This is a genomic window from Cupriavidus sp. C1SS-2L (assembly GCF_057073735.1).
The window spans coordinates 1,056,219-1,073,821 of the sequence record NZ_CP172708.1 but is presented as its reverse complement, the minus strand read 5'-3'; the positions used below and the strand labels follow the sequence as shown (position 1 = coordinate 1,073,821).

General features: G+C 63.6%; 18 protein-coding genes. All 18 read right to left on the bottom strand.

Translation table 11 applies throughout. The annotated features are described in order from the left end of the window. Positions 1-2 precede the first annotated feature (2 nt). The 18 genes from ureE to ACIGJG_RS04895 all read right to left on the bottom strand — a co-directional run bounded on the left by ureE (position 3) and on the right by ACIGJG_RS04895 (position 17,594). Entirely contained in the window at positions 3-638 is a 636-nt protein-coding gene (ureE, locus tag ACIGJG_RS04980; protein ID WP_483672836.1) for an urease accessory protein UreE, read from the bottom strand. Between the two features lie 14 nt (positions 639-652). Further along, complete coding sequence (gene ureC, locus ACIGJG_RS04975; protein ID WP_280640419.1) at positions 653-2,371, bottom strand: urease subunit alpha; 1,719 nt, start codon at positions 2,369-2,371, stop codon at positions 653-655. Further along, the gene (locus ACIGJG_RS04970; protein ID WP_011297177.1) at positions 2,368-2,673 is read right to left on the bottom strand and encodes an urease subunit beta; all 306 of its coding nucleotides are present in this window, start codon (positions 2,671-2,673) and stop codon (positions 2,368-2,370) included. Before ACIGJG_RS04970 ends, ureC begins: the two co-directional genes overlap by 4 nt. A 10-nt stretch (positions 2,674-2,683) precedes the next feature. After that, positions 2,684-3,295 (bottom strand): HupE/UreJ family protein, encoded by a 612-nt coding sequence (locus tag ACIGJG_RS04965; RefSeq protein WP_483672835.1) that lies wholly within the window; start codon positions 3,293-3,295, stop codon positions 2,684-2,686. 50 nt (positions 3,296-3,345) lie between these two features. Further along, positions 3,346-3,648 carry an urease subunit gamma gene (locus tag ACIGJG_RS04960; RefSeq protein ID WP_011297175.1) on the bottom strand — a complete coding sequence of 101 codons (303 nt, stop codon included), beginning with the start codon at positions 3,646-3,648 and terminating at the stop codon, positions 3,346-3,348. 34 nt (positions 3,649-3,682) lie between these two features. Then, entirely contained in the window at positions 3,683-4,552 is an 870-nt protein-coding gene (locus ACIGJG_RS04955) for an urease accessory protein UreD (RefSeq protein WP_483672834.1), read from the bottom strand. A gap of 133 nt (positions 4,553-4,685) precedes the next feature. Beyond that, positions 4,686-5,378 carry an urea ABC transporter ATP-binding subunit UrtE gene (gene urtE, locus ACIGJG_RS04950; protein WP_011297173.1) on the bottom strand — a complete coding sequence of 231 codons (693 nt, stop codon included), beginning with the start codon at positions 5,376-5,378 and terminating at the stop codon, positions 4,686-4,688. 2 nt (positions 5,379-5,380) lie between these two features. After that, a complete protein-coding gene (gene urtD / locus ACIGJG_RS04945; RefSeq protein ID WP_011297172.1) occupies positions 5,381-6,229 on the bottom strand; it encodes an urea ABC transporter ATP-binding protein UrtD in 849 nt (282 codons plus the stop codon). After that, positions 6,226-7,440, bottom strand: coding sequence for an urea ABC transporter permease subunit UrtC (gene urtC, locus ACIGJG_RS04940; RefSeq protein WP_140950136.1), 1,215 nt, complete (start codon positions 7,438-7,440; stop codon positions 6,226-6,228). Before urtC ends, urtD begins: the two co-directional genes overlap by 4 nt. Next, positions 7,440-9,101, bottom strand: a complete 1,662-nt coding sequence (gene urtB, locus ACIGJG_RS04935) for an urea ABC transporter permease subunit UrtB (protein ID WP_140950131.1) — start codon at positions 9,099-9,101, stop codon at positions 7,440-7,442. The genes urtC and urtB overlap by 1 nt, the downstream gene beginning before the upstream one ends. A gap of 139 nt (positions 9,102-9,240) precedes the next feature. Further along, the gene (urtA, locus tag ACIGJG_RS04930) at positions 9,241-10,497 is read right to left on the bottom strand and encodes an urea ABC transporter substrate-binding protein (RefSeq protein WP_011297169.1); all 1,257 of its coding nucleotides are present in this window, start codon (positions 10,495-10,497) and stop codon (positions 9,241-9,243) included. A gap of 335 nt (positions 10,498-10,832) precedes the next feature. Further along, positions 10,833-11,183: a cytochrome o ubiquinol oxidase subunit IV gene (cyoD, locus tag ACIGJG_RS04925; protein WP_011297168.1), complete on the bottom strand. Its 351-nt coding sequence runs from the start codon at positions 11,181-11,183 to the stop codon at positions 10,833-10,835. Beyond that, positions 11,184-11,831 carry a cytochrome o ubiquinol oxidase subunit III gene (gene cyoC, locus ACIGJG_RS04920; RefSeq protein WP_041679857.1) on the bottom strand — a complete coding sequence of 216 codons (648 nt, stop codon included), beginning with the start codon at positions 11,829-11,831 and terminating at the stop codon, positions 11,184-11,186. A gap of 5 nt (positions 11,832-11,836) precedes the next feature. Beyond that, positions 11,837-13,810 (bottom strand): cytochrome o ubiquinol oxidase subunit I, encoded by a 1,974-nt coding sequence (gene cyoB / locus ACIGJG_RS04915; protein WP_011297166.1) that lies wholly within the window; start codon positions 13,808-13,810, stop codon positions 11,837-11,839. A gap of 8 nt (positions 13,811-13,818) precedes the next feature. Continuing rightward, positions 13,819-14,790 carry a ubiquinol oxidase subunit II gene (cyoA, locus tag ACIGJG_RS04910; protein WP_140950132.1) on the bottom strand — a complete coding sequence of 324 codons (972 nt, stop codon included), beginning with the start codon at positions 14,788-14,790 and terminating at the stop codon, positions 13,819-13,821. 569 nt (positions 14,791-15,359) lie between these two features. Next, on the bottom strand, positions 15,360-15,836 hold the full coding sequence (locus tag ACIGJG_RS04905; protein WP_011297164.1) for a MaoC family dehydratase: 477 nt from the start codon (positions 15,834-15,836) through the stop codon (positions 15,360-15,362). Positions 15,837-15,874: 38 nt separating this feature from the next. Then, positions 15,875-16,318, bottom strand: coding sequence for a MaoC family dehydratase (locus tag ACIGJG_RS04900; RefSeq protein ID WP_011297163.1), 444 nt, complete (start codon positions 16,316-16,318; stop codon positions 15,875-15,877). Positions 16,319-16,475: 157 nt separating this feature from the next. Beyond that, entirely contained in the window at positions 16,476-17,594 is a 1,119-nt protein-coding gene (locus ACIGJG_RS04895) for an acyl-CoA dehydrogenase family protein (protein ID WP_011297162.1), read from the bottom strand. Positions 17,595-17,603: the final 9 nt, after the last annotated feature.

Below are 17,603 nucleotides of genomic sequence, written 5' to 3'. Positions count from 1 at the left end.
GTTCAGTGCTTGTGCCCGCAGCCGGGGCCGTGAACGTGCCCCTTTACATCATGGTCGTGATCGTGCGAGTGCGAGTGCGAGTGCGAGTGCGAGTGCGAGTGCCCATGATCATGGTCATGCCCATGATGTTCATGAAACACCGCCTGCGCCGCCGCATAGTCTTCTGCAAAGGTGGCGTCATGTCCGTGCTTATGACCGCCACCATAGGCGCCCGCTTCCGGCTCAAACGGCGCGTCGATCTGCACTGCCTGCACACCCAGCCGCGCCAGCATGTCCGCCAGCACCGGATCAAATTCGAGCCGCAGATAGTCGCGCCCTACCTCTACCGGCGTGTGCCGGTTTCCGAGGTGATACGCCGCGCGCATCAGCCCATGCTGGTCAGCGGCGCGCACTTCCAGCACGCGCTCCGCTGCCGCCTGAACTTCGACAAAGCTGCCGTCTTCGGCAATCAAAAGATCACCGCCTCGCAGCACCGTGCCGCGAGGGAGGAACAGCGCGGCCTCGTCGCCGTTGTCGAGCACAGCACGAAGGCGGCTCTTGCTGCGTTTGCCAAACGGCAGAACCAGCTTGGGAGCACGGCGCACGAGCACGGCGGCGATGCCGTGCGGCGCGCTCAGGACTTTGTCGATCTTCAGCATTGCGGGAACCAGAATCAGAACAGGAAATAGCGCTGCGCCATGGGCAGCTCCGTGGCTGGCTCGCACATCAGCAACTGACCATCGGCGACGACCTGGTAGGTCTCGGGATCCACGGTGACATGCGGCTGCCAGTCATTGTGCACCATGTCCCGCTTGCTTACCGTGCGCGTACCGCGTACGGCCGATAGCGTCTTCGCCAGCCCGTACCGCTCGCCGACATTTGCAGCAAGCGCGGCCTGCGAGACAAAGGTCAACGACGATTTGTGCAGCGCGCCGCCCGCCGATGCGAACATCGGGCGATAGTGCACCGGCTGCGGCGTCGGGATCGAGGCATTGGGATCACCCATCGCCGCAGCAGCAATCATTCCGCCCTTCAGGATCAGGCTCGGCTTCACGCCAAAGAACGCTGGTCGCCACAGAACCAGGTCCGCCCACTTGCCCACCTCTATGGAGCCGACTTCGTGGGCGATGCCATGCGTCAGCGCCGGATTGATCGTGTACTTGGCGATATAGCGCTTGACGCGGAAATTGTCGTGCCCGCCGCGCGCATCGTTCGGATCGCCCGGCAGCTTGCCGCGCTGCGCCGCCATCTTGTGTGCGGTCTGCCACGTGCGGATGATGACCTCGCCCACGCGCCCCATCGCCTGAGAATCGCTCGATATCATCGAAAACGCGCCGAGGTCATGCAGGATGTCTTCCGCGGCGATAGTCTCGCGGCGGATGCGGCTTTCGGCAAAGGCGATATCCTCGGCAATCGCCGGATCCAGGTGATGGCACACCATCAGCATGTCGAGGTGCTCGTCCAGCGTATTCACCGTGTAGGGCCGGGTCGGATTGGTCGACGACGGCAACACGTTGGCCTCGCCGCACACCTTGATGATGTCGGGTGCGTGACCGCCGCCGGCGCCTTCCGTGTGGTACGTATGGATGGTGCGGCCCTTGAACGCGGCGATGGTCGCCTCGACAAAACCGGCTTCGTTGAGCGTGTCAGTATGGATGGCCACCTGGGTATCGGTCGCATCCGCCACGGACAGGCAGGTATCGATCGCAGCCGGCGTCGTGCCCCAGTCCTCGTGCAGCTTCAGGCCAATGGCGCCTGCTTCCACCTGCTCCAGAATCGGCGCTTGCTGGCTTGCATTGCCTTTCCCGAGCAACCCGATGTTCATCGGATACGCCTCGATGGCCTGCAGCATGCGCTCCATGTACCACGGCCCAGGCGTAACGGTAGTCGCGAACGTGCCCGTGGCCGGGCCGGTGCCACCGCCGATCATGGTGGTCACACCACTCATCAGCGCTTCTTCGATCTGCTGCGGGCAGATGAAGTGGATGTGCGTATCGATGCCGCCTGCGGTAACGATCATGCCCTCGCCCGCGATCACTTCCGTGCCAGGCCCTACGACAATAGTCACGCCCGGCTGGATATCGGGATTGCCGGCCTTGCCGATCGCCGCGATCCGCCCGCCCTTGAGCCCGATATCGGCCTTGACGATGCCCCAGTGGTCAACGATCAGCGCGTTGGTAATGACCGTATCGACGCAGTCCTTCGCCATGCGCTGGCTCTGGCCCATGCCGTCGCGGATCACCTTGCCGCCGCCGAACTTCACTTCCTCGCCGTAGATCGTGAAGTCCTTCTCGACCTCGATCACGAGCCCGGTATCGGCGAGCCGCACGCGGTCGCCGGTGGTGGGGCCGAACATTTCCGCATAGGCCTGCCTGGAGATCTTCACCATCACAGCGCTCCCATGATCTTGCCGTTGAAGCCGTAGACGATGCGGTCACCATCGAGCGCGACGAGTTCCACGGTACGTGTCTGGCCCGGTTCAAACCGCACTGCAGTCCCCGCGGCGATATTGAGGCGAAAACCTCGGGTGGCCTCGCGATCGAATGACAGTGCGGCGTTGGTTTCGTAGAAGTGAAAATGCGAGCCCACCTGGATCGGCCGGTCGCCCGTGTTGGCTACTGTTACGCTGGCCGTGTGACGGCCGGCATTGAGTTCGATCTCGCCGTCCGCTGCCATCAGTTCACCGGGAATCATCGCCGTCTCCTCAGGCTACCAACAGGCCGACGCCGTAAAGCGCAACGCCCGCGCCGGCCAAACGCGCCAGCCAGCCCGCGCGATTGCGCAGGTACGTGCCCGCGACGATGCCGAGCAGGTGCAGCGCCATGGTGGCCACCGCAAAGCCGGCAACGTACGCGAGCACAGCCGGCAGCGCTGCAGCCGTGCCGGGCAACTCGGCGCCGTGCGCATAGCCATGGAACACGGCGAAGCCCCCGACGATCGACATGCCCGCCCAGGCGGGAAGCTTCGCGCGGACTGCGACCAGTACGCCGACGACGAGCAGCGAAGCCGCAATCATTGGTTCTACCGCAGGAAGAGCCAGACCGGCGAGCCCAAGGCCAGCGCCAACCAGCATCAACGCAACGAATGCCAGCGGCAAGCGCAATGGGTCCGATGCCGAGCGTGCGCACAGTGCGCTCCAGACACCTACCGCCGCCATCGCCAGCAAGTGATCAGCGCCGGTAAGCGGATGCAGAAGCCCCGCCCAAAGGCTCGCCCCCACGGTAGCGGCATCATGGCCGGGATGGGCAAACGCGGAGACGGCAGCGAGGGACAGCGTGGCGCCCAGGGCCAGGCGTGAACAGGCGGAACGGTTCATATCGGCTCTCGATGGATGTTGTTCGTGTTGTCGGTGTGGTCGGCACGTCGTCAGACAATGGGATGGTGAACCGTGACGAGCTTGGTGCCGTCCGGAAAGGTCGCCTCGACCTGGATCTCTGGAATCATTTCGGCCACGCCATCCATCACGTCGTCGCGGCTCAGCACCGTCGTGCCTTCGTGCATCAGCTCGGCGACCGTGCGGCCATCGCGCGCGCCTTCCATGATTGCGGCGGTGATCAGCGCCACGGCCTCGGGGTAGTTCAGCTTGAGACCGCGCGCGCGTCGGCGCTCGGCAAGCAGCGCGGCAGTGAAGATCAGCAGCTTGTCCTTCTCTCTCGGTGTCAGTTCCATTGTGGATGTCCTTGTTGCTTTCGTATTCCTGCCTTCAGGTGGCCCACAGCCGCAGCGGCCGCGCCGGCACGCCGTGGATCGGCTCGCGCAGCGCGCTCCATGCGTCGACCATGATATGCCTGACCGCTTCCATCTGCCGGCCCAGCACGCGCACCAGCAGCATCGACTGCGCCGGTGACGACAGGCATGTCACCCCGGCGCGCAGACCAGCCGCGTAAGGCAGGCGTTCCGCGAGCGACTCGGCCAGTTCTTGCGTCGCGCCATGTCCGACCGCCCACAGCGTGCCGAGCACCGACATGCCGTCGAGCCCAGCCACCGCACCGCGCAGTGGCGACCCGGCATCCAGCTGCGATTGCTCGATCCACAGCGCATGGCCATTGCAGCGCACCTGCGTGTCTAGCCACAGCACGCCCCGGTTCCACTGCTCGCCCGATGCTTGCCGGCCCAGCACGACGGCATCCCAGCCGATCGCGCTGCCGCCAGGCGCAATTGAAAGTTCGGTCGCAATGCGCGCACGCGCATCGTCGAACACGATGTTCTCCTGCGGCAGCCAGTCAAGCCGCGCGCCTTCCTCGACGGTAAGTCGCACATGCTGCGACGCGTCACGGCCTAGCGACTTGTACCACTTCGTGGCGCCCGGCGTGGCGATGACAGCATGAGTACCCGCTTCCGCATGCAGGGCAATATCGAGCGTGTCGCCCCCGGCCACGCCAGCCGGTGGATGCAGGATGACGGCATGGCAGATGTCACCCTCCGGATAGAGGGGCTTCTGCACCATCAACGGGCCACGGTGCTGCCGCGCGGCCAGTACGGTACGTTCGCCGCGCGCGGCAAAACGCAGGCGCAGGCTGGCCTGCCATGCAGGCGGCACGGCAACGGCGGAAGGAAAATCGGGATGACGCATGGCTCGATGAGTGGACCGGCGATGCAAGCGAAGGCAAGCTGCGGGACGCGCTCTGCAGCGGATGCCGGAAATCATAGCGCGCCGGCCGCCTCTGCGGAAGCGTCGCGAACAGCACCTGCGCCGCCTCGCATGTTCACACGGCAATCAGCTCCCGCACGCCGTCCTGTTCCATGGCCGCGCCTTCTCCCTTCGCCACGACTTCGCCGCGGCTCATCACCACGTAATGGTCGGCGATATGTCGCGCGAACTCGTAGTACTGCTCGACAAGCAGCACCGTCATGCCGAACTCGTCGACCAGCAGGCGCAGCGCACGTCCGATGTCCTGGATGATCGATGGCTGGATGCCCTCAGTCGGCTCGTCGAGGATCAGCAGTTCGGGCTCGCTCATCAGCGCACGGCCGATCGCTAGCTGTTGCTGCTGTCCGCCGGACAGGTCTCCGCCGCGGCGCTGGCGCATGGTGCGCAGCACCGGGAACAGCTGATAGATGCGATCCGGCACGCCCGTCGGGCGCGCCCGGCTCGCCGCGCCGATCAGCAGGTTCTCTTCGACCGTGAGCCGTGGAAAAATCTCGCGCCCCTGCGGCACATAGGCGAGACCTGCCGAGACGCGCTCGTAAGGCGGCTTCTTTTCCAGCGCGCGCCCTTCCCATTGGATACTGCCGCTGCGCGTGGGCACCACCCCCATCAGGCACTTGAGCAAGGTGCTCTTGCCCACGCCGTTGCGGCCGAGCAGCGTGGTGAGCTTGCCGCGCGGCACCTCGAACGAGACGTTGCGCAGGATATGGCTGCCGCCGTAGAACTGGTTCAGTGCATTGACCTGCAGCATGGCTATCTTCCCAAATAGGATTCGATCACGCGTTCATCGCGCTTGACGCTGTCGAGCGTGCCTTCGGCGAGCACGCTGCCCTCGGCAAGCACCGTGACCCTGCCCTCGTCGCCGGCCAGCGCCGCGACGAACTCCATGTCGTGCTCGACCACCATCATCGAGCAACTGCCACGCAGGCTGTTCAGCAGCGCGGCGAGTTGCATGGTTTCCTCATCGGTCATGCCGGCCACGGGTTCGTCCAGCAGCAACAGCTGCGGCTGCTGCATCAACAGCATGCCGATCTCCAGCCGCTGCTTCTGGCCGTGCGACAGCAATCCGGCCGGACGATAGGCCTCGTCCTCCAGCCCCGTCAGCGCCAGCGTCTCTTCAATGCGACGATGCCCCTCCCCGGTCAGCCGGGCACGCAGCGACGACCACCAGCGCTTGTCGGCCTTCATCGCGAGTTCGAGGTTTTCCCAGACGGCATGCTGCTCGAACACCGTCGGCTTCTGGAACTTGCGGCCGATGCCGACCTGCGCGATGCGCGGCTCGGTCATGCGGATCAGGTCGATGGTCTGGCCCAGGAACACGCGGCCGCTCACGTTGGCGTTGCGCGGGCCTGTCTTGCCGGTGATGACGTCCATCATCGTGGTCTTGCCGGCGCCATTGGGGCCGATCACGCAGCGCAGTTCGCCGTGGTCGATCGACAGGCTCAGCTTGTTGAGCGCGCGGAAGCCGCCGAACTGCACCGTCACGTCTTCCAGGTAAAGGATGGGGCCATGCGAGACATCGATCGTGCCCGGCTCCACTACGCGGCCAAGGCCCGTGGCATTGCCGCTTTCCGCCTGACCGTATTCGAGCGCGGCATTCATGCTTCACCTCCGGTGCGTCCTGCTACTGCAGGACTGGATACGGCCTCGGTCGGCGCGGCCACTGCCGGCGTGGCACGGCTGCCGCGTTGGCGCAGACGCTTCCACAACCCGATCACGCCATCCGGCAGGTACAGCGTGACGAGCACGAACATCGCGCCGAGGAGGAACAGCCAGTACTCGGCAAAGTACGCGGTGAACATCGTCTTGGCGCCATTGACCAGGAACGCCCCGATCACGGGCCCGATCAACGTGCCGCGGCCACCAACGGCCACCCATACGGCCATCTCGATCGAATTGCCCGGCGACATCTCGCCCGGGTTGATGATGCCCACCTGCGGCACATACAGCGCGCCCGCAACACCGCACAGCACGGCCGAGAACGTCCATACGAAGAGCTTGTAGCCGAGCGGGTTGTAGCCCGAGAACATCACGCGCATCTCGGCATCGCGCACGGCCGTGACTACGCGGCCCAGCTTCGACGTCACGATATAGCGGCACGCGACGAACCCGGCGATCAGTGCGAGGAACGTCAGCACGAACAGCGCCGTGCGCGTCTGCGGCGCGGCGATCGCGAAATCCGCGATGCGCTTGAAGTCAGTGAACCCGTTGTTGCCGCCGAAGCCGGTCTCGTTGCGGAAGAAAAGCAGCATCGCCGCATACGTCATGGCTTGCGTGATGATCGACAGGTACACGCCCTTGATGCGCGAACGGAACGCGAAGAAGCCGAACAGCCACGCCAGCACGCCGGGCACGAGCACCACCAGCAGCAGCGCATACCAGAGGTGTTCGGTGCCGTGCCAGAACCACGGCAGTTCCTTCCAGTCGAGGAACACCATGAAGTCCGGCAAGTCGCTCTTATACACGCCTTCGCGGCCGATGGATCGCATCAGGTACATGCCCATCGCATAGCCGCCAAGCGCAAAGAACAAGCCATGTCCAAGGCTCAGGATGCCGCAGTAGCCCCACACGAGATCGAGTGCGATGGCAGCCAGCGCGAAGCACATGATCTTGCCGATCAGCGTCAGTGCATAGGCCGACAGGTGAAGCGGATGCCCTTCCGGCACCATCAGCGCGCACACCGGAACGCCGACCGCCACGACGAGCGTCAGTATCGCCAGCACAGCCCAGCCGCGCCCAGTGAACAGCGGCTGGCGCTCGGGCACCGACAGACGAAACGGCGTGCCCGGGGAGTTTGAGTGAAAGCTCTGCATCATGCCTCCGCGCTGCGCCCCTTGAGCGCGAAAAGTCCCTGCGGGCGCTTCTGGATGAAAAGCACGATCAGCACCAGGACGAAGATCTTGGCGAGCACCGCGCCATAGAACGGCTCGATGAACTTGTTGATGATGCCGAGGCCGAACGCGCCGACGATAGTGCCTGCCAACTGCCCTACCCCGCCCAGCACCACCACCATGAAGGAATCGATGATGTAGGCCTGGCCGAGGTCCGGGCCGACATTGCCGATCTGCGACAGCGCGCAGCCGCCCAGGCCGGCAATGCCCGCACCGAACGCGAACGCGTAGCTGTCGACCTTCCACGTGCGCACGCCCACGCACGCAGCCATGGTCCGGTTCTGTGTCGTGGCACGTACGAACAGGCCGAGTCGCGTACGGTTGAGCACCGCCCAGGCAACGGCCACGACGGCCAGCGCGAACAGGATGATCACGATGCGGTTGTACGGAATCACAAGGCCCGGCATCCATTCGACACCGCCGCTCATCCACGCGGGGTTGGCCACCTCAACGTTCTGCGCGCCGAACAACGTGCGCACCGCCTGCATCAGCAGCAGGCTCACACCGAACGTGGCGAGCAAGGTCTCCAGCGGGCGGCCATAGAGATGGCGCAGCACCAGCCGCTCGAGCACGAAGCCGACGATGCCGGCCGCGAGGAACGATGCCGGCAGTGCCGCGGGCAGGTACCAGTCGAACGCACCGGGCGCATACGTGCGGAACAGCGTCTGCACCACGTAGGTCGCATAGGCGCCGATCATCAGGAATTCGCCGTGCGCCATGTTGATGACGCCGATCAGGCCGTAGGTGATCGCCAGGCCCAGCGCGGCCAGCAATAGCACGCTGCCAAGGCTCAGGCCTGCGAACAGGTTGCCGACCAGTTCGGCGCGGCGCTGGTCGCTGCGCAGCGTGTCGAGCGCCTGCTGCGCGGCGGTACGTACCTCGACATCGGGTTCGCGATACTTGCCGTCGCTACCGCGCTCGACTAACGGTGCGAGCTTCTGGCGGCTTTGCGGATTGCTGTCGCGGCCGAGGACGCGAATGGCTTCGAGACGCGCCTCGCGCTGCGCGGCATCGCCAGCCTTCAGCTCCTCCGCTAGCACCGTAGTGGCCCAGATCACGTCCAGGCGTGCGCGCAGGCCGGGATCGGCCTCAGACTTGCGCGCAGTTTCCACACTGGCGCGCGACGCATTCTCTGGTTGATCGTACAGCGTGTTGATCGCCTGCGTGCGCAGCGAGATATCGGGCGACTGCAGCAGGAATCCGCTTGCGGCGCTATCGACGATCGCGCGCAGGCTGTTGTTCAGGGTCAGCGATTCCAGTTCATCGGCCTTGACCGTCACTGGCTTGCCGGTGATCGCATCGACGGTCTTGTCACCGTCCTGGCGCACCATGCCCACCGATGGGGCATATTGCAGCGTATCGTCCTGCAACGCCTTGAGAATAGGCCCGGCCTGCTCCGGCGGCGCCTTGGCCAGCGCGGACAAGGCCGCGGTCTTGGCATCGAAATCGTCCTCGGCCAATGGCTTGAGGTCGGCTTGCGTCAATGCGCCTGCGGCTGCCGCCAATAGCGGCACGGCAAGCAGCAGCGCAGCCAGCATGGCGCGCAGCCACGACATGGCGATCTTCGGTAACGATTGGGACATAGGTGCTGGCGATTGGGCGGCACGAGTCGTGCCTGCTTTTTTCGGGGACCCCCCCAGGCCCGGTCAGGCGCGCACCACCGCCAGCCGGCAACGGTCAGCCGGCGGAGCGCGCCTGCCAGGGGTGCAGCGACTGGCTGCCTTACATCACCTTGTCCGGCTTGCCTTCATTGCCGGAGATGAACGGGCTCCAAGGCTGCGCGCGGATCGGCTTCGCGGTCTTCCACACCACCGTGAACTGGCCGTCGCCCTTAACCTCGCCAATCATCACCGGCTTGTACAGATGATGGTTGTCGCCCATGGTCAGCGTGAAGCCGTCCGGTGCCTTGAAAGTCTGGCCATACATGGCCGCGCGGACCTTGTCCGGATCGGTCGTGCCGGCCTTCTTCACGGCCTGCGCCCACATGTGGATGCCGACGTAAGTGGCTTCCATCGGGTCATTGGTCACGCGCTTGTCGCCACCAGGAAGGTTGTTCGCCTTGACCCATGCCGCCCATTGCTTCTTGAACGCTTCGTTCTCGGGGTTCTTGACCGACATGAAGTAGTTCCATGCGGCCAGGTGGCCGACCAGCGGCTTGGTGTCGATGCCGCGCAGTTCTTCCTCACCCACCGAGAAGGCCACCACCGGCACGTCCTTGGCCTTCAGGCCGGCGTTGCCGAGCTCCTTGTAGAACGGCACGTTGGAGTCACCGTTGATGGTCGAGATCACAGCCGTTTTTCCGCCCTGCGAGAACTTCTTGATGTTCGCGACGATGGTCTGGTAGTCGCTGTGGCCGAACGGCGTGTAGACCTCTTCGATATCCTTGTCCGCCACGCCCTTGCTCTTCAGGAACGCGCGCAGGATCTTGTTGGTGGTGCGCGGGTAGACGTAGTCGGTGCCAAGCAGGAAGAAGCGCTTCGCGCCGCCACCTTCCTTGCTCATCAGGTACTCGACCGCCGGGATGGCCTGCTGGTTGGGCGCCGCGCCGGTGTAGAAGACGTTCTTGGACATCTCCTCGCCTTCATACTGCACGGGGTAGAACAGCAGCGAGTTCAGTTCCTCGTAGACCGGCAGCACCGACTTGCGCGACACCGAAGTCCAGCAGCCGAACGTGACAGCGACCTTGTCCTTGGTAATCAGCTGGCGCGCCTTCTCGGCGAACAGCGGCCAGTTTGATGCCGGATCCACGACCACGGGCTCGAGCTTGCGGCCGAGCACGCCGCCGCTCTTGTTGATCTCGTCGATGGTCATCAGGGCCACGTCCTTGAGCGACGTCTCCGAAATGGCCATGGTGCCCGACAGCGAATGGAGGATGCCGACCTTGATCGGTTCCTTGGACTGCGCCATCGCCAGCGGGCTGGCGCTGATCATCGCCGCGGCGGCTACCGCCGACAGCTTCAGCATGTCACGTCGTTTCATTGCAGCTCCCAGTTTGTCGTTTGGTTACGGGACTCAACGCACCCCGGGTGATGCATCTGCAACTAGCGTGCCATGGCGTACCGAGACGGCGAAAGACGACAGGAAGCCGGCGGGCGCCCGGCAAGTGACAAATCGAGGGAGGCTACCGAGCGGAAGCACCACGCTGGTGCTGGGAGAGCATGGACACCGACGCACCGGCTTCGTGCACGGTGCAATCGGGTGCAAGGATTCGGCGGACGCGCCGGCCAACGAATACGGGCGCAACCAGACGTGGTGCGGCGCCAAAAGCAAAACGGGGCCCGAAGGCCCCGTTTCTGTTCATTACCGGAAGATGATTACTTCATCATCCACGGCATCATGTTTGCGTTCATGTTGTGCATGATCCAGAGCGAACCGGCCAGCACGATGAACAGGATCAGCAGCGTGAACAGGAATGACATCACGTTCCAGCGCTGTTCCTTCGAACCATCCATATGCAGGAAGTACTTCAGGTGGACGACAACCTGCACCGCGGCCATGCCGAGGATGATCAGCAGGGTCGTGCCGCGGTCCATAGTGCCGTCCATCACGATCTTGAACGGGATGACGGTCAGGATCACCGCCAGCACGAAGCCGATCGCATAGGACTTGAAGCTGCTGTGGCCGTGCGACTCGGCGTGCGCGGACGCTGCGTGTTGCTGTGCCATTTACATTGCTCCCATCAGGTAGACCACGGTGAAGACGCCGATCCAGACGACGTCCAGGAAGTGCCAGAACAGGCTGAGGCAGTTCAGGCGCTTGGACATCGTCGGGGTCAGGCCCTTCTTGCTGACTTGCCACATCAGGACCAGCATCCACACCATGCCGCTTGCGACGTGCAGGCCGTGGGTGCCCACCAGCGTGAAGAACGACGACAGGAACGCGCTGCGGCTCGGGCCGGCGCCTTCGGCGATCAGGTGATGGAATTCGTTGATTTCCATGTACATGAACGCGGCGCCCAGCAGGAACGTGATACCCAGCCAGACCAGTACCCGCCCCTTCGAGCGGTTCTGCATCGAGATCATCGCGAAGCCGTACGTGATCGACGAGAACAGCAGGATGAAGGTCTCGACGAGCACGTAGTTGAGCTCGAAAAGCTCCTTGGCCGACGGGCCGCCCGCCACTTCGCCGCGCAGGACGGCGAAGGCGGCGAACAGGCACGCGAACAAGATGCAGTCGCTCATCAGGTACAGCCAGAAACCAAAGATGGTGTTCTCGCTGGTGTCGTGGTGCGCGTGGTCGTGCGTCTCGTCGTGCGAGTGCGCATGAGCCGGGGCTTGCGCCGCCCCGAAGCGATCAAGGACTTCTGTCGACATGGTCATCAGGCCTGCGAAGCAATGCGCTGCAGTTGGCGCGTTTCAATCTGCTCGACCTCTGCGGCCGGCACGTAATAGTCGATGTGGTCATCGTTGGCGCGGCGGATGAACGACACCACCATGCCGACCAGGCCCACGGCGGCAAGCCACCAGATGTGCCAGACCAGGGCGAAGCCCAGCACCAGGCTGAACAGGCCCATCCAGAAGCCAGCGCCGGTGTTCTTCGGCATGTGGATCTGCTCGTAGCCGCTGGTCGGGATGGTTTCGCCACGGGCCTTCATGTCGGCGAACGCGTCCAGGTCACGCACCACCGGGGTGTGCGCGAAGTTGTAGAACGGCGGCGGCGACGAGGTAGCCCATTCCAGCGTGCGGCCACCCCACGGGTCGCCGGTCACGTCGGCCAGCTTCTTGCGGTCGCGGATCGACACGACGATCTGCAGCACCTGGAAGAAGATGCCCAGCGCCACGAAGACCACGCCAACCACGGCCAGGTACAGCCACGGCGTCCAGGCCGGGTTGTCGGTGTGGTTCAGACGACGGGTCATGCCCATCAGGCCCAGCACGTACAGCGGCATGAAGGCGAAGTAGAAGCCCACCAGCCAGCACCAGAACGCGTACTTGCCCAGTCGCTCGTTCAGCGTGAAGCCGAACGCCTTCGGCCACCAGTAGGTGATGCCGGCCAGGTAGCCGAACAGCACGCCGCCGATGATCACGTTGTGGAAGTGGGCGATCAGGAACAGGCTGTTGTGCAGCACGAAGTCGGCTGCCGGAACGGCCATCAGCACACCGGTCATGCCGCCGATCACGAAGGTGATCATGAAGCCCAGCGTCCACAGTACCGGCGTGGTCATCTGCACACGGCCGCGGTACATCGTGAACAGCCAGTTGAAGATCTTCACCCCGGTCGGGATGGAGATGATCATGGTCGTGATACCGAAGAACGCGTTGACGTTCGCACCCGAGCCCATCGTGAAGAAGTGGTGCAGCCACACGATGAACGACAGCACCATGATGGCCGCGGTCGCGTACACCATGCCCTTGTAGCCGAACAGCTTCTTGCCCGAGAACGTGGCGATGACTTCAGAGAAGATACCGAACGCCGGCAGGATCAGGATGTACACCTCGGGGTGGCCCCAAATCCAGATCAGGTTCACGTACATCATGGCATTGCCGCCGCCATCGTTCGTGAAGAAGTGCATGTCGAAGTAGCGGTCCAGACCCAGCAGTGCCAGCGACACGGTCAGCACCGGGAAGGCGGCCACGATCAGCACGTTGGTGCACAGGGCGGTCCAGGTGAACACCGGCATGCGCATCAGGGTCATGCCCGGGGCGCGCATCTTCAGAATCGTCACCAGGAAGTTCACGCCGGTCAGCAGCGTGCCCAACCCTGAGATCTGCAAGGACCAGAGGTAGTAGTCCACCCCTACGCCCGGGCTGAAATCGAGGCCCGACAGCGGCGGGTAGGCGAGCCAGCCGGTCTTGGCGAATTCGCCAACGCCCAGCGAGATGTTGACCAGCATGGCGCCCGACACGAACAGCCAGAACGACAGCGTGTTCAGGAACGGGAAGGCCACGTCGCGCGCGCCGATCTGCAGCGGCACCACGAGGTTCATCAGACCTGTCATCAGCGGCATGGCCACGAAGAAGATCATGATCACGCCGTGGGCGGTGAAGATCTGGTCGTAGTGTTCCGGCGGCAGGACGCCGTGGGCACCGTTCGTGGCGAGCGCCAGCTGGGCGCGCATCATGACCGCGTCGGAAAAGCCGCGCAGCAGCATGACCAGCGCGACCAGGCAGTACATCACGCCGATCTTCTTGTGATCGACGGAAGTGAACCACTCATTCCAGAGGTAGCCCCACTTCTTGAAATACGTGATCGCGCCTAGCAGCGCAGCGCCGCCGAGGGCGACGCCGGCCAGTACGACCATGATGATCGGCTCATGAAACGGAATCGCCGACAAACTCAATTTGCCAAACATCATTGCTCCTAGGATTGCGCGCCCAGCGCCGGCTTGGCCGGCGTGGCCATGGACACCCGCTCTTCGCCGAGCGTGTTACGCGACGTGCAGATCGGGCCGCCATCAAAACCTTCGCGGGCCATGGCGTGGCCGTCGTTGCCCATGTACTGGTGCAGGATGCCGGTGAACAGGCCGTCTTCGACCTTGCCGTAGTAGGCCACCGGTTCCGCTTCGCTCGGCTTGGCGAGGACCTTGTAGTCCGCGCTGGCGAGCTGACGTTCGGACGCGCGCACCTTGGCAACCCATGCGTCGAACTCGAAGTTCGACATGGCGGTCGCCTTGAACTTCATGCCCGAGAAACCGCCGCCGCTGTAGTTGGCGGACATGCCGTCATACGTTCCGGCTTCATTGGCAATCAGGTGCAGCTTGGTCTCCATCCCGGCCATGGCGTAAACCTGGCTGCCCAGTTGCGGGATGAAGAACGAATTCATGATCGAATCGGACGTGATCTTGAAGTTCACCGGCGTGCCCACCGGGAACGCGATCTGGTTGACCGTCGCGATCTTCAGTTCCGGATAGATGAACAGCCACTTCCAGTTCATCGCGACCGCCTCGACGGTGATCGGCTTCTGCTTGGATTCCAGCGGCTTGTACGGGTCCAGGTCGTGCGAAGACTTCCACGTGATGATGCCGAGCGCAATGATGATCAGGCAGGGAATCAGCCACACCACGACTTCAATGGCGGTCGAGTGCGACCAGTCGGGTTCATAGCGCGCCGAACTGTTGCTGGCACGGTACTTCCACGCAAACACCAGCGTCAGGACGATCACCGGCACTACCACCAGCAGCATGAGCCAGGTGGCGATCAGGATGATGCCTTTGATGTCGACGCCTACCTGCCCTTTCGGGTCGAGCAGCGTCATGTTGCAGCCGGCGAGCAGCAAGAGCAGGCCGAGGCCTGGCAGAGACCGCGTCCACCGCGGCAGTATGGGTTTCTTCATGTCACGACTGGTTTGGTTAGGCCGCGCTTGGGCAAAGCGTGGCTTCACCGCCTGATGCCGGAAGCAAGAGGCGTTGGGCTGAGGGAAAACCGGAAGGACGTGTCCTTAGCTGGCGTTGAGGTCTGGCGGATCTAACGCCGGATGACCATGCGGCCTGACAACGCCATGAACACGGAAGGACAACTGACGACTGCGCAAGCGGCCCGCCTGAGGCGGTGGCACTGCGGCACCTGATGGCCGAAACCGCGAACGGTCCCGGCTCAAGACTGCGGCCGGGTAGCGTTGAACCACGAAGTTTTTGCACTTCCCGGCTGGCCTGCCTTGTGAGCAAGCGCGGTTTCCGTCCAGGATGTGCAACACGTAAAACATCGTGGGCGCGACTGTACCGCAACGCAACATTACGGGTAAACCCAACGACTCAGAACACACTGTTCAGAAAACCGGACAATCGTAATATGCGATGTCACAGTCACTGGAAATGTGTGGCGTTGTCATCATTATCGTCAAAAACTGAAAAAGGCCGCCTACCGACGGCCTTTTTCTTCCTGTATCAACAAAACAACAGTGGCTTAACCGTACCTGCGACTAATTGACTCAGCCACGCACACCGGACGGTCGCTGCCCTCGCGTTCGATCGTCACTTCCCACGTCGACTGCGCACCAACCAGCTCGGGCGACTTAGGCAGCGGATCGAGCCGCTCGACCTTCTGCAGCTTGATGCGCGCGCGCAGCTTGCTGCCCACCGGCACCGGTGCGGTGAAGCGCACCCGGTTCAGGCCATAGTTCACGCCGATCTTCGACGGCATGTGCAGCGCGTTGTGCATGAACTTCGGCACCAGAGACAGCGTCAGGAAGCCGTGCGCGATCGGACCGCCATAGGGCGATTCCTTCCTGGCACGTTCCACGTCGACGTGGATCCACTGGTGGTCGCCGGTCGCTTCGGCGAACAGGTTGACCTGCTCTTGCGTGATCTCCATCCAGTCGCTGACGGCGACCTCCTGCCCTTGCAGGCTTTCCAGTTCTTCGAGCGATGCGATCGTGCGCATGTCGGTGATCTCCTCTGTGTTTAGGGTGTGTTGCGATCTCAGGCGGGACGGCGGCCGTACATGCCCATGCCCTTGACCGTGCAGACCAGTTCGCCGCGCTGGTTGGTGGCTTCCCACTGGGTGTGCACCACGCCACGATCGGGCTTGGATTGCGACGGCCGGGTATCCAGCACGACCAGCACGGCGGTCAGCGTGTCGCCGGCATAGACAGGCTTCAGCCAGCGGATCTCGTCGACGCCCGGCGAACCCATGCTGGCCGACTTGCCCGTTGTGCTGAGCACCAGCAGGCGCATCATGATCGAGCACGTCATCCAGCCGCTGGAAATCAGTCCGCCGTAGATGCTCTTGGCGGCCGCTTCCTTGTCGATGTGGAACGGCTGAGGGTCGTACTGACGGGCAAAGCTGAGGATCTCTTCCTCAGTGACGAGGTAGGAGCCGAGTTCACGGCGGCTGCCCACCTCAAAGTCCTCGAAATACAGCATGGATTGTGTCTCCGTAGTCGCTGGCTGTTGACTTGTCATCACGATCATCGCATGGCGCGTGACGGCGTGCGTCCGTATTTGCCGAAGCCGCCCCTAACAGCCCATAAAGAAAAAACCGCGCCTGGACTACGGCGCGGTTTCGACAGTCATCATTGGATCAGGCAGCTTCCTGGAAGCTTGCCTGGCCGGCGAACCGGCCCAGGTGATGATCCACGTCACCGAACGTGGTGTTGATCAGCGTCAGGCGCTTGAACATGTGCGCGGCCGGCAGTTCGTTGGTCACGCCCATGCCACCGTGGATCTGCACGGCTTCCTGGCCGACATAGCGCGCGGCCTGGCCGACCCGTGCCTTGGCGGCCGAGACGTAGCGGCGGCGCTCTTCGGGGTTGCTCTCCTCGAAGCGGGCCGCTGCCAGCAGCGTGATCGAGCGCGACTGCTCGGCATGGATGAACATCTCGACCATGCGGTGCTGCAGCGCCTGAAAACGCGCAATCGGCTGGCCGAACTGCTGGCGCGTCTTGGCGTATTCCAGCGTGGCGGCGTTGAGGTTGTCCATGACGCCCACGGCCTCGGCGCACAGCAGCACCGCGGCGTAGTCCGCCACCTGCTCGACCTGGTCGAAAGCCTTGCCGGCCTCGCCGAGCAGTTGAGCCGGCGCATCCTGGAACGTGATATCGGCCGCGCGCAGGTTGTCGATGGTGCGGTAGTCCTTGATGCTGACGCCGACACCCTTGGCATCGACGAGGAACAGCGAGATGCCATCGCGATCGGCATCCGCACCGTTGCTGCGTGCCGACACGATCAGCTTGTCAGCCTGGCCGCCGTGAATCACCACCGACTTGCGGCCATTGAGCTTGCCGTCGCGCGCGGTCACGCGGACGTTGTTCAGCTCATAGCGCGCCTGCGGCTCATTGAAGGCTACCGCCAGCTTCAGCTCACCGCCTGCAACCTGCTCGAGCAGCGCTTCCTGGCCACCGGCCAGGCCCAGCGCATACGCGCCGACCACGGTCGCGAGGTACGGCTCCACGATCAGGCCGCGGCCGAGTTCCTGCTGCACCACCATCATGTCCAGCGCCTTGCCCGCGAAGCCGCCCTGCTCTTCCGGCACCGGCAGCGCGGTCAGGCCGAGCTCGACCAGCGCGCCCCACGTATTCTCGCCGTAGCCGGCTGCACTCTCGTAGCGCTTCTTGCGCGACTCGAAGTCGTAGTCCTTGTCGATGAAACGGCGTACGGCGTCAGCCAGTTGCTTCTGTTCGTCGCTGAGATTGAAGTTCATGTTCCGTGT

What these genes read in the sequence shown, in the direction of transcription:
- cyoD (WP_011297168.1), bottom strand. Translation starts at nt 11,183, where the DNA reads ATGGCACAGCAACACGCAGCGTCCGCGCACGCCGAGTCGCACGGCCAC.
- ACIGJG_RS04895 (WP_011297162.1), bottom strand. Translation starts at nt 17,594, where the DNA reads ATGAACTTCAATCTCAGCGACGAACAGAAGCAACTGGCTGACGCCGTA.
- urtA (WP_011297169.1), bottom strand. Translation starts at nt 10,497, where the DNA reads ATGAAACGACGTGACATGCTGAAGCTGTCGGCGGTAGCCGCCGCGGCG.
- urtE (WP_011297173.1), bottom strand. Translation starts at nt 5,378, where the DNA reads ATGCTGCAGGTCAATGCACTGAACCAGTTCTACGGCGGCAGCCATATC.
- ACIGJG_RS04905 (WP_011297164.1), bottom strand. Translation starts at nt 15,836, where the DNA reads ATGCGCACGATCGCATCGCTCGAAGAACTGGAAAGCCTGCAAGGGCAG.
- ACIGJG_RS04965 (WP_483672835.1), bottom strand. Translation starts at nt 3,295, where the DNA reads ATGAACCGTTCCGCCTGTTCACGCCTGGCCCTGGGCGCCACGCTGTCC.
- cyoA (WP_140950132.1), bottom strand. Translation starts at nt 14,790, where the DNA reads ATGAAGAAACCCATACTGCCGCGGTGGACGCGGTCTCTGCCAGGCCTC.
- ACIGJG_RS04955 (WP_483672834.1), bottom strand. Translation starts at nt 4,552, where the DNA reads ATGCGTCATCCCGATTTTCCTTCCGCCGTTGCCGTGCCGCCTGCATGG.
- ACIGJG_RS04900 (WP_011297163.1), bottom strand. Translation starts at nt 16,318, where the DNA reads ATGCTGTATTTCGAGGACTTTGAGGTGGGCAGCCGCCGTGAACTCGGC.
- ACIGJG_RS04960 (WP_011297175.1), bottom strand. Translation starts at nt 3,648, where the DNA reads ATGGAACTGACACCGAGAGAGAAGGACAAGCTGCTGATCTTCACTGCC.
- ACIGJG_RS04970 (WP_011297177.1), bottom strand. Translation starts at nt 2,673, where the DNA reads ATGATTCCCGGTGAACTGATGGCAGCGGACGGCGAGATCGAACTCAAT.
- cyoB (WP_011297166.1), bottom strand. Translation starts at nt 13,810, where the DNA reads ATGTTTGGCAAATTGAGTTTGTCGGCGATTCCGTTTCATGAGCCGATC.
- urtD (WP_011297172.1), bottom strand. Translation starts at nt 6,229, where the DNA reads ATGAATGCCGCGCTCGAATACGGTCAGGCGGAAAGCGGCAATGCCACG.
- cyoC (WP_041679857.1), bottom strand. Translation starts at nt 11,831, where the DNA reads ATGTCGACAGAAGTCCTTGATCGCTTCGGGGCGGCGCAAGCCCCGGCT.
- urtC (WP_140950136.1), bottom strand. Translation starts at nt 7,440, where the DNA reads ATGCAGAGCTTTCACTCAAACTCCCCGGGCACGCCGTTTCGTCTGTCG.
- ureE (WP_483672836.1), bottom strand. Translation starts at nt 638, where the DNA reads ATGCTGAAGATCGACAAAGTCCTGAGCGCGCCGCACGGCATCGCCGCC.
- urtB (WP_140950131.1), bottom strand. Translation starts at nt 9,101, where the DNA reads ATGTCCCAATCGTTACCGAAGATCGCCATGTCGTGGCTGCGCGCCATG.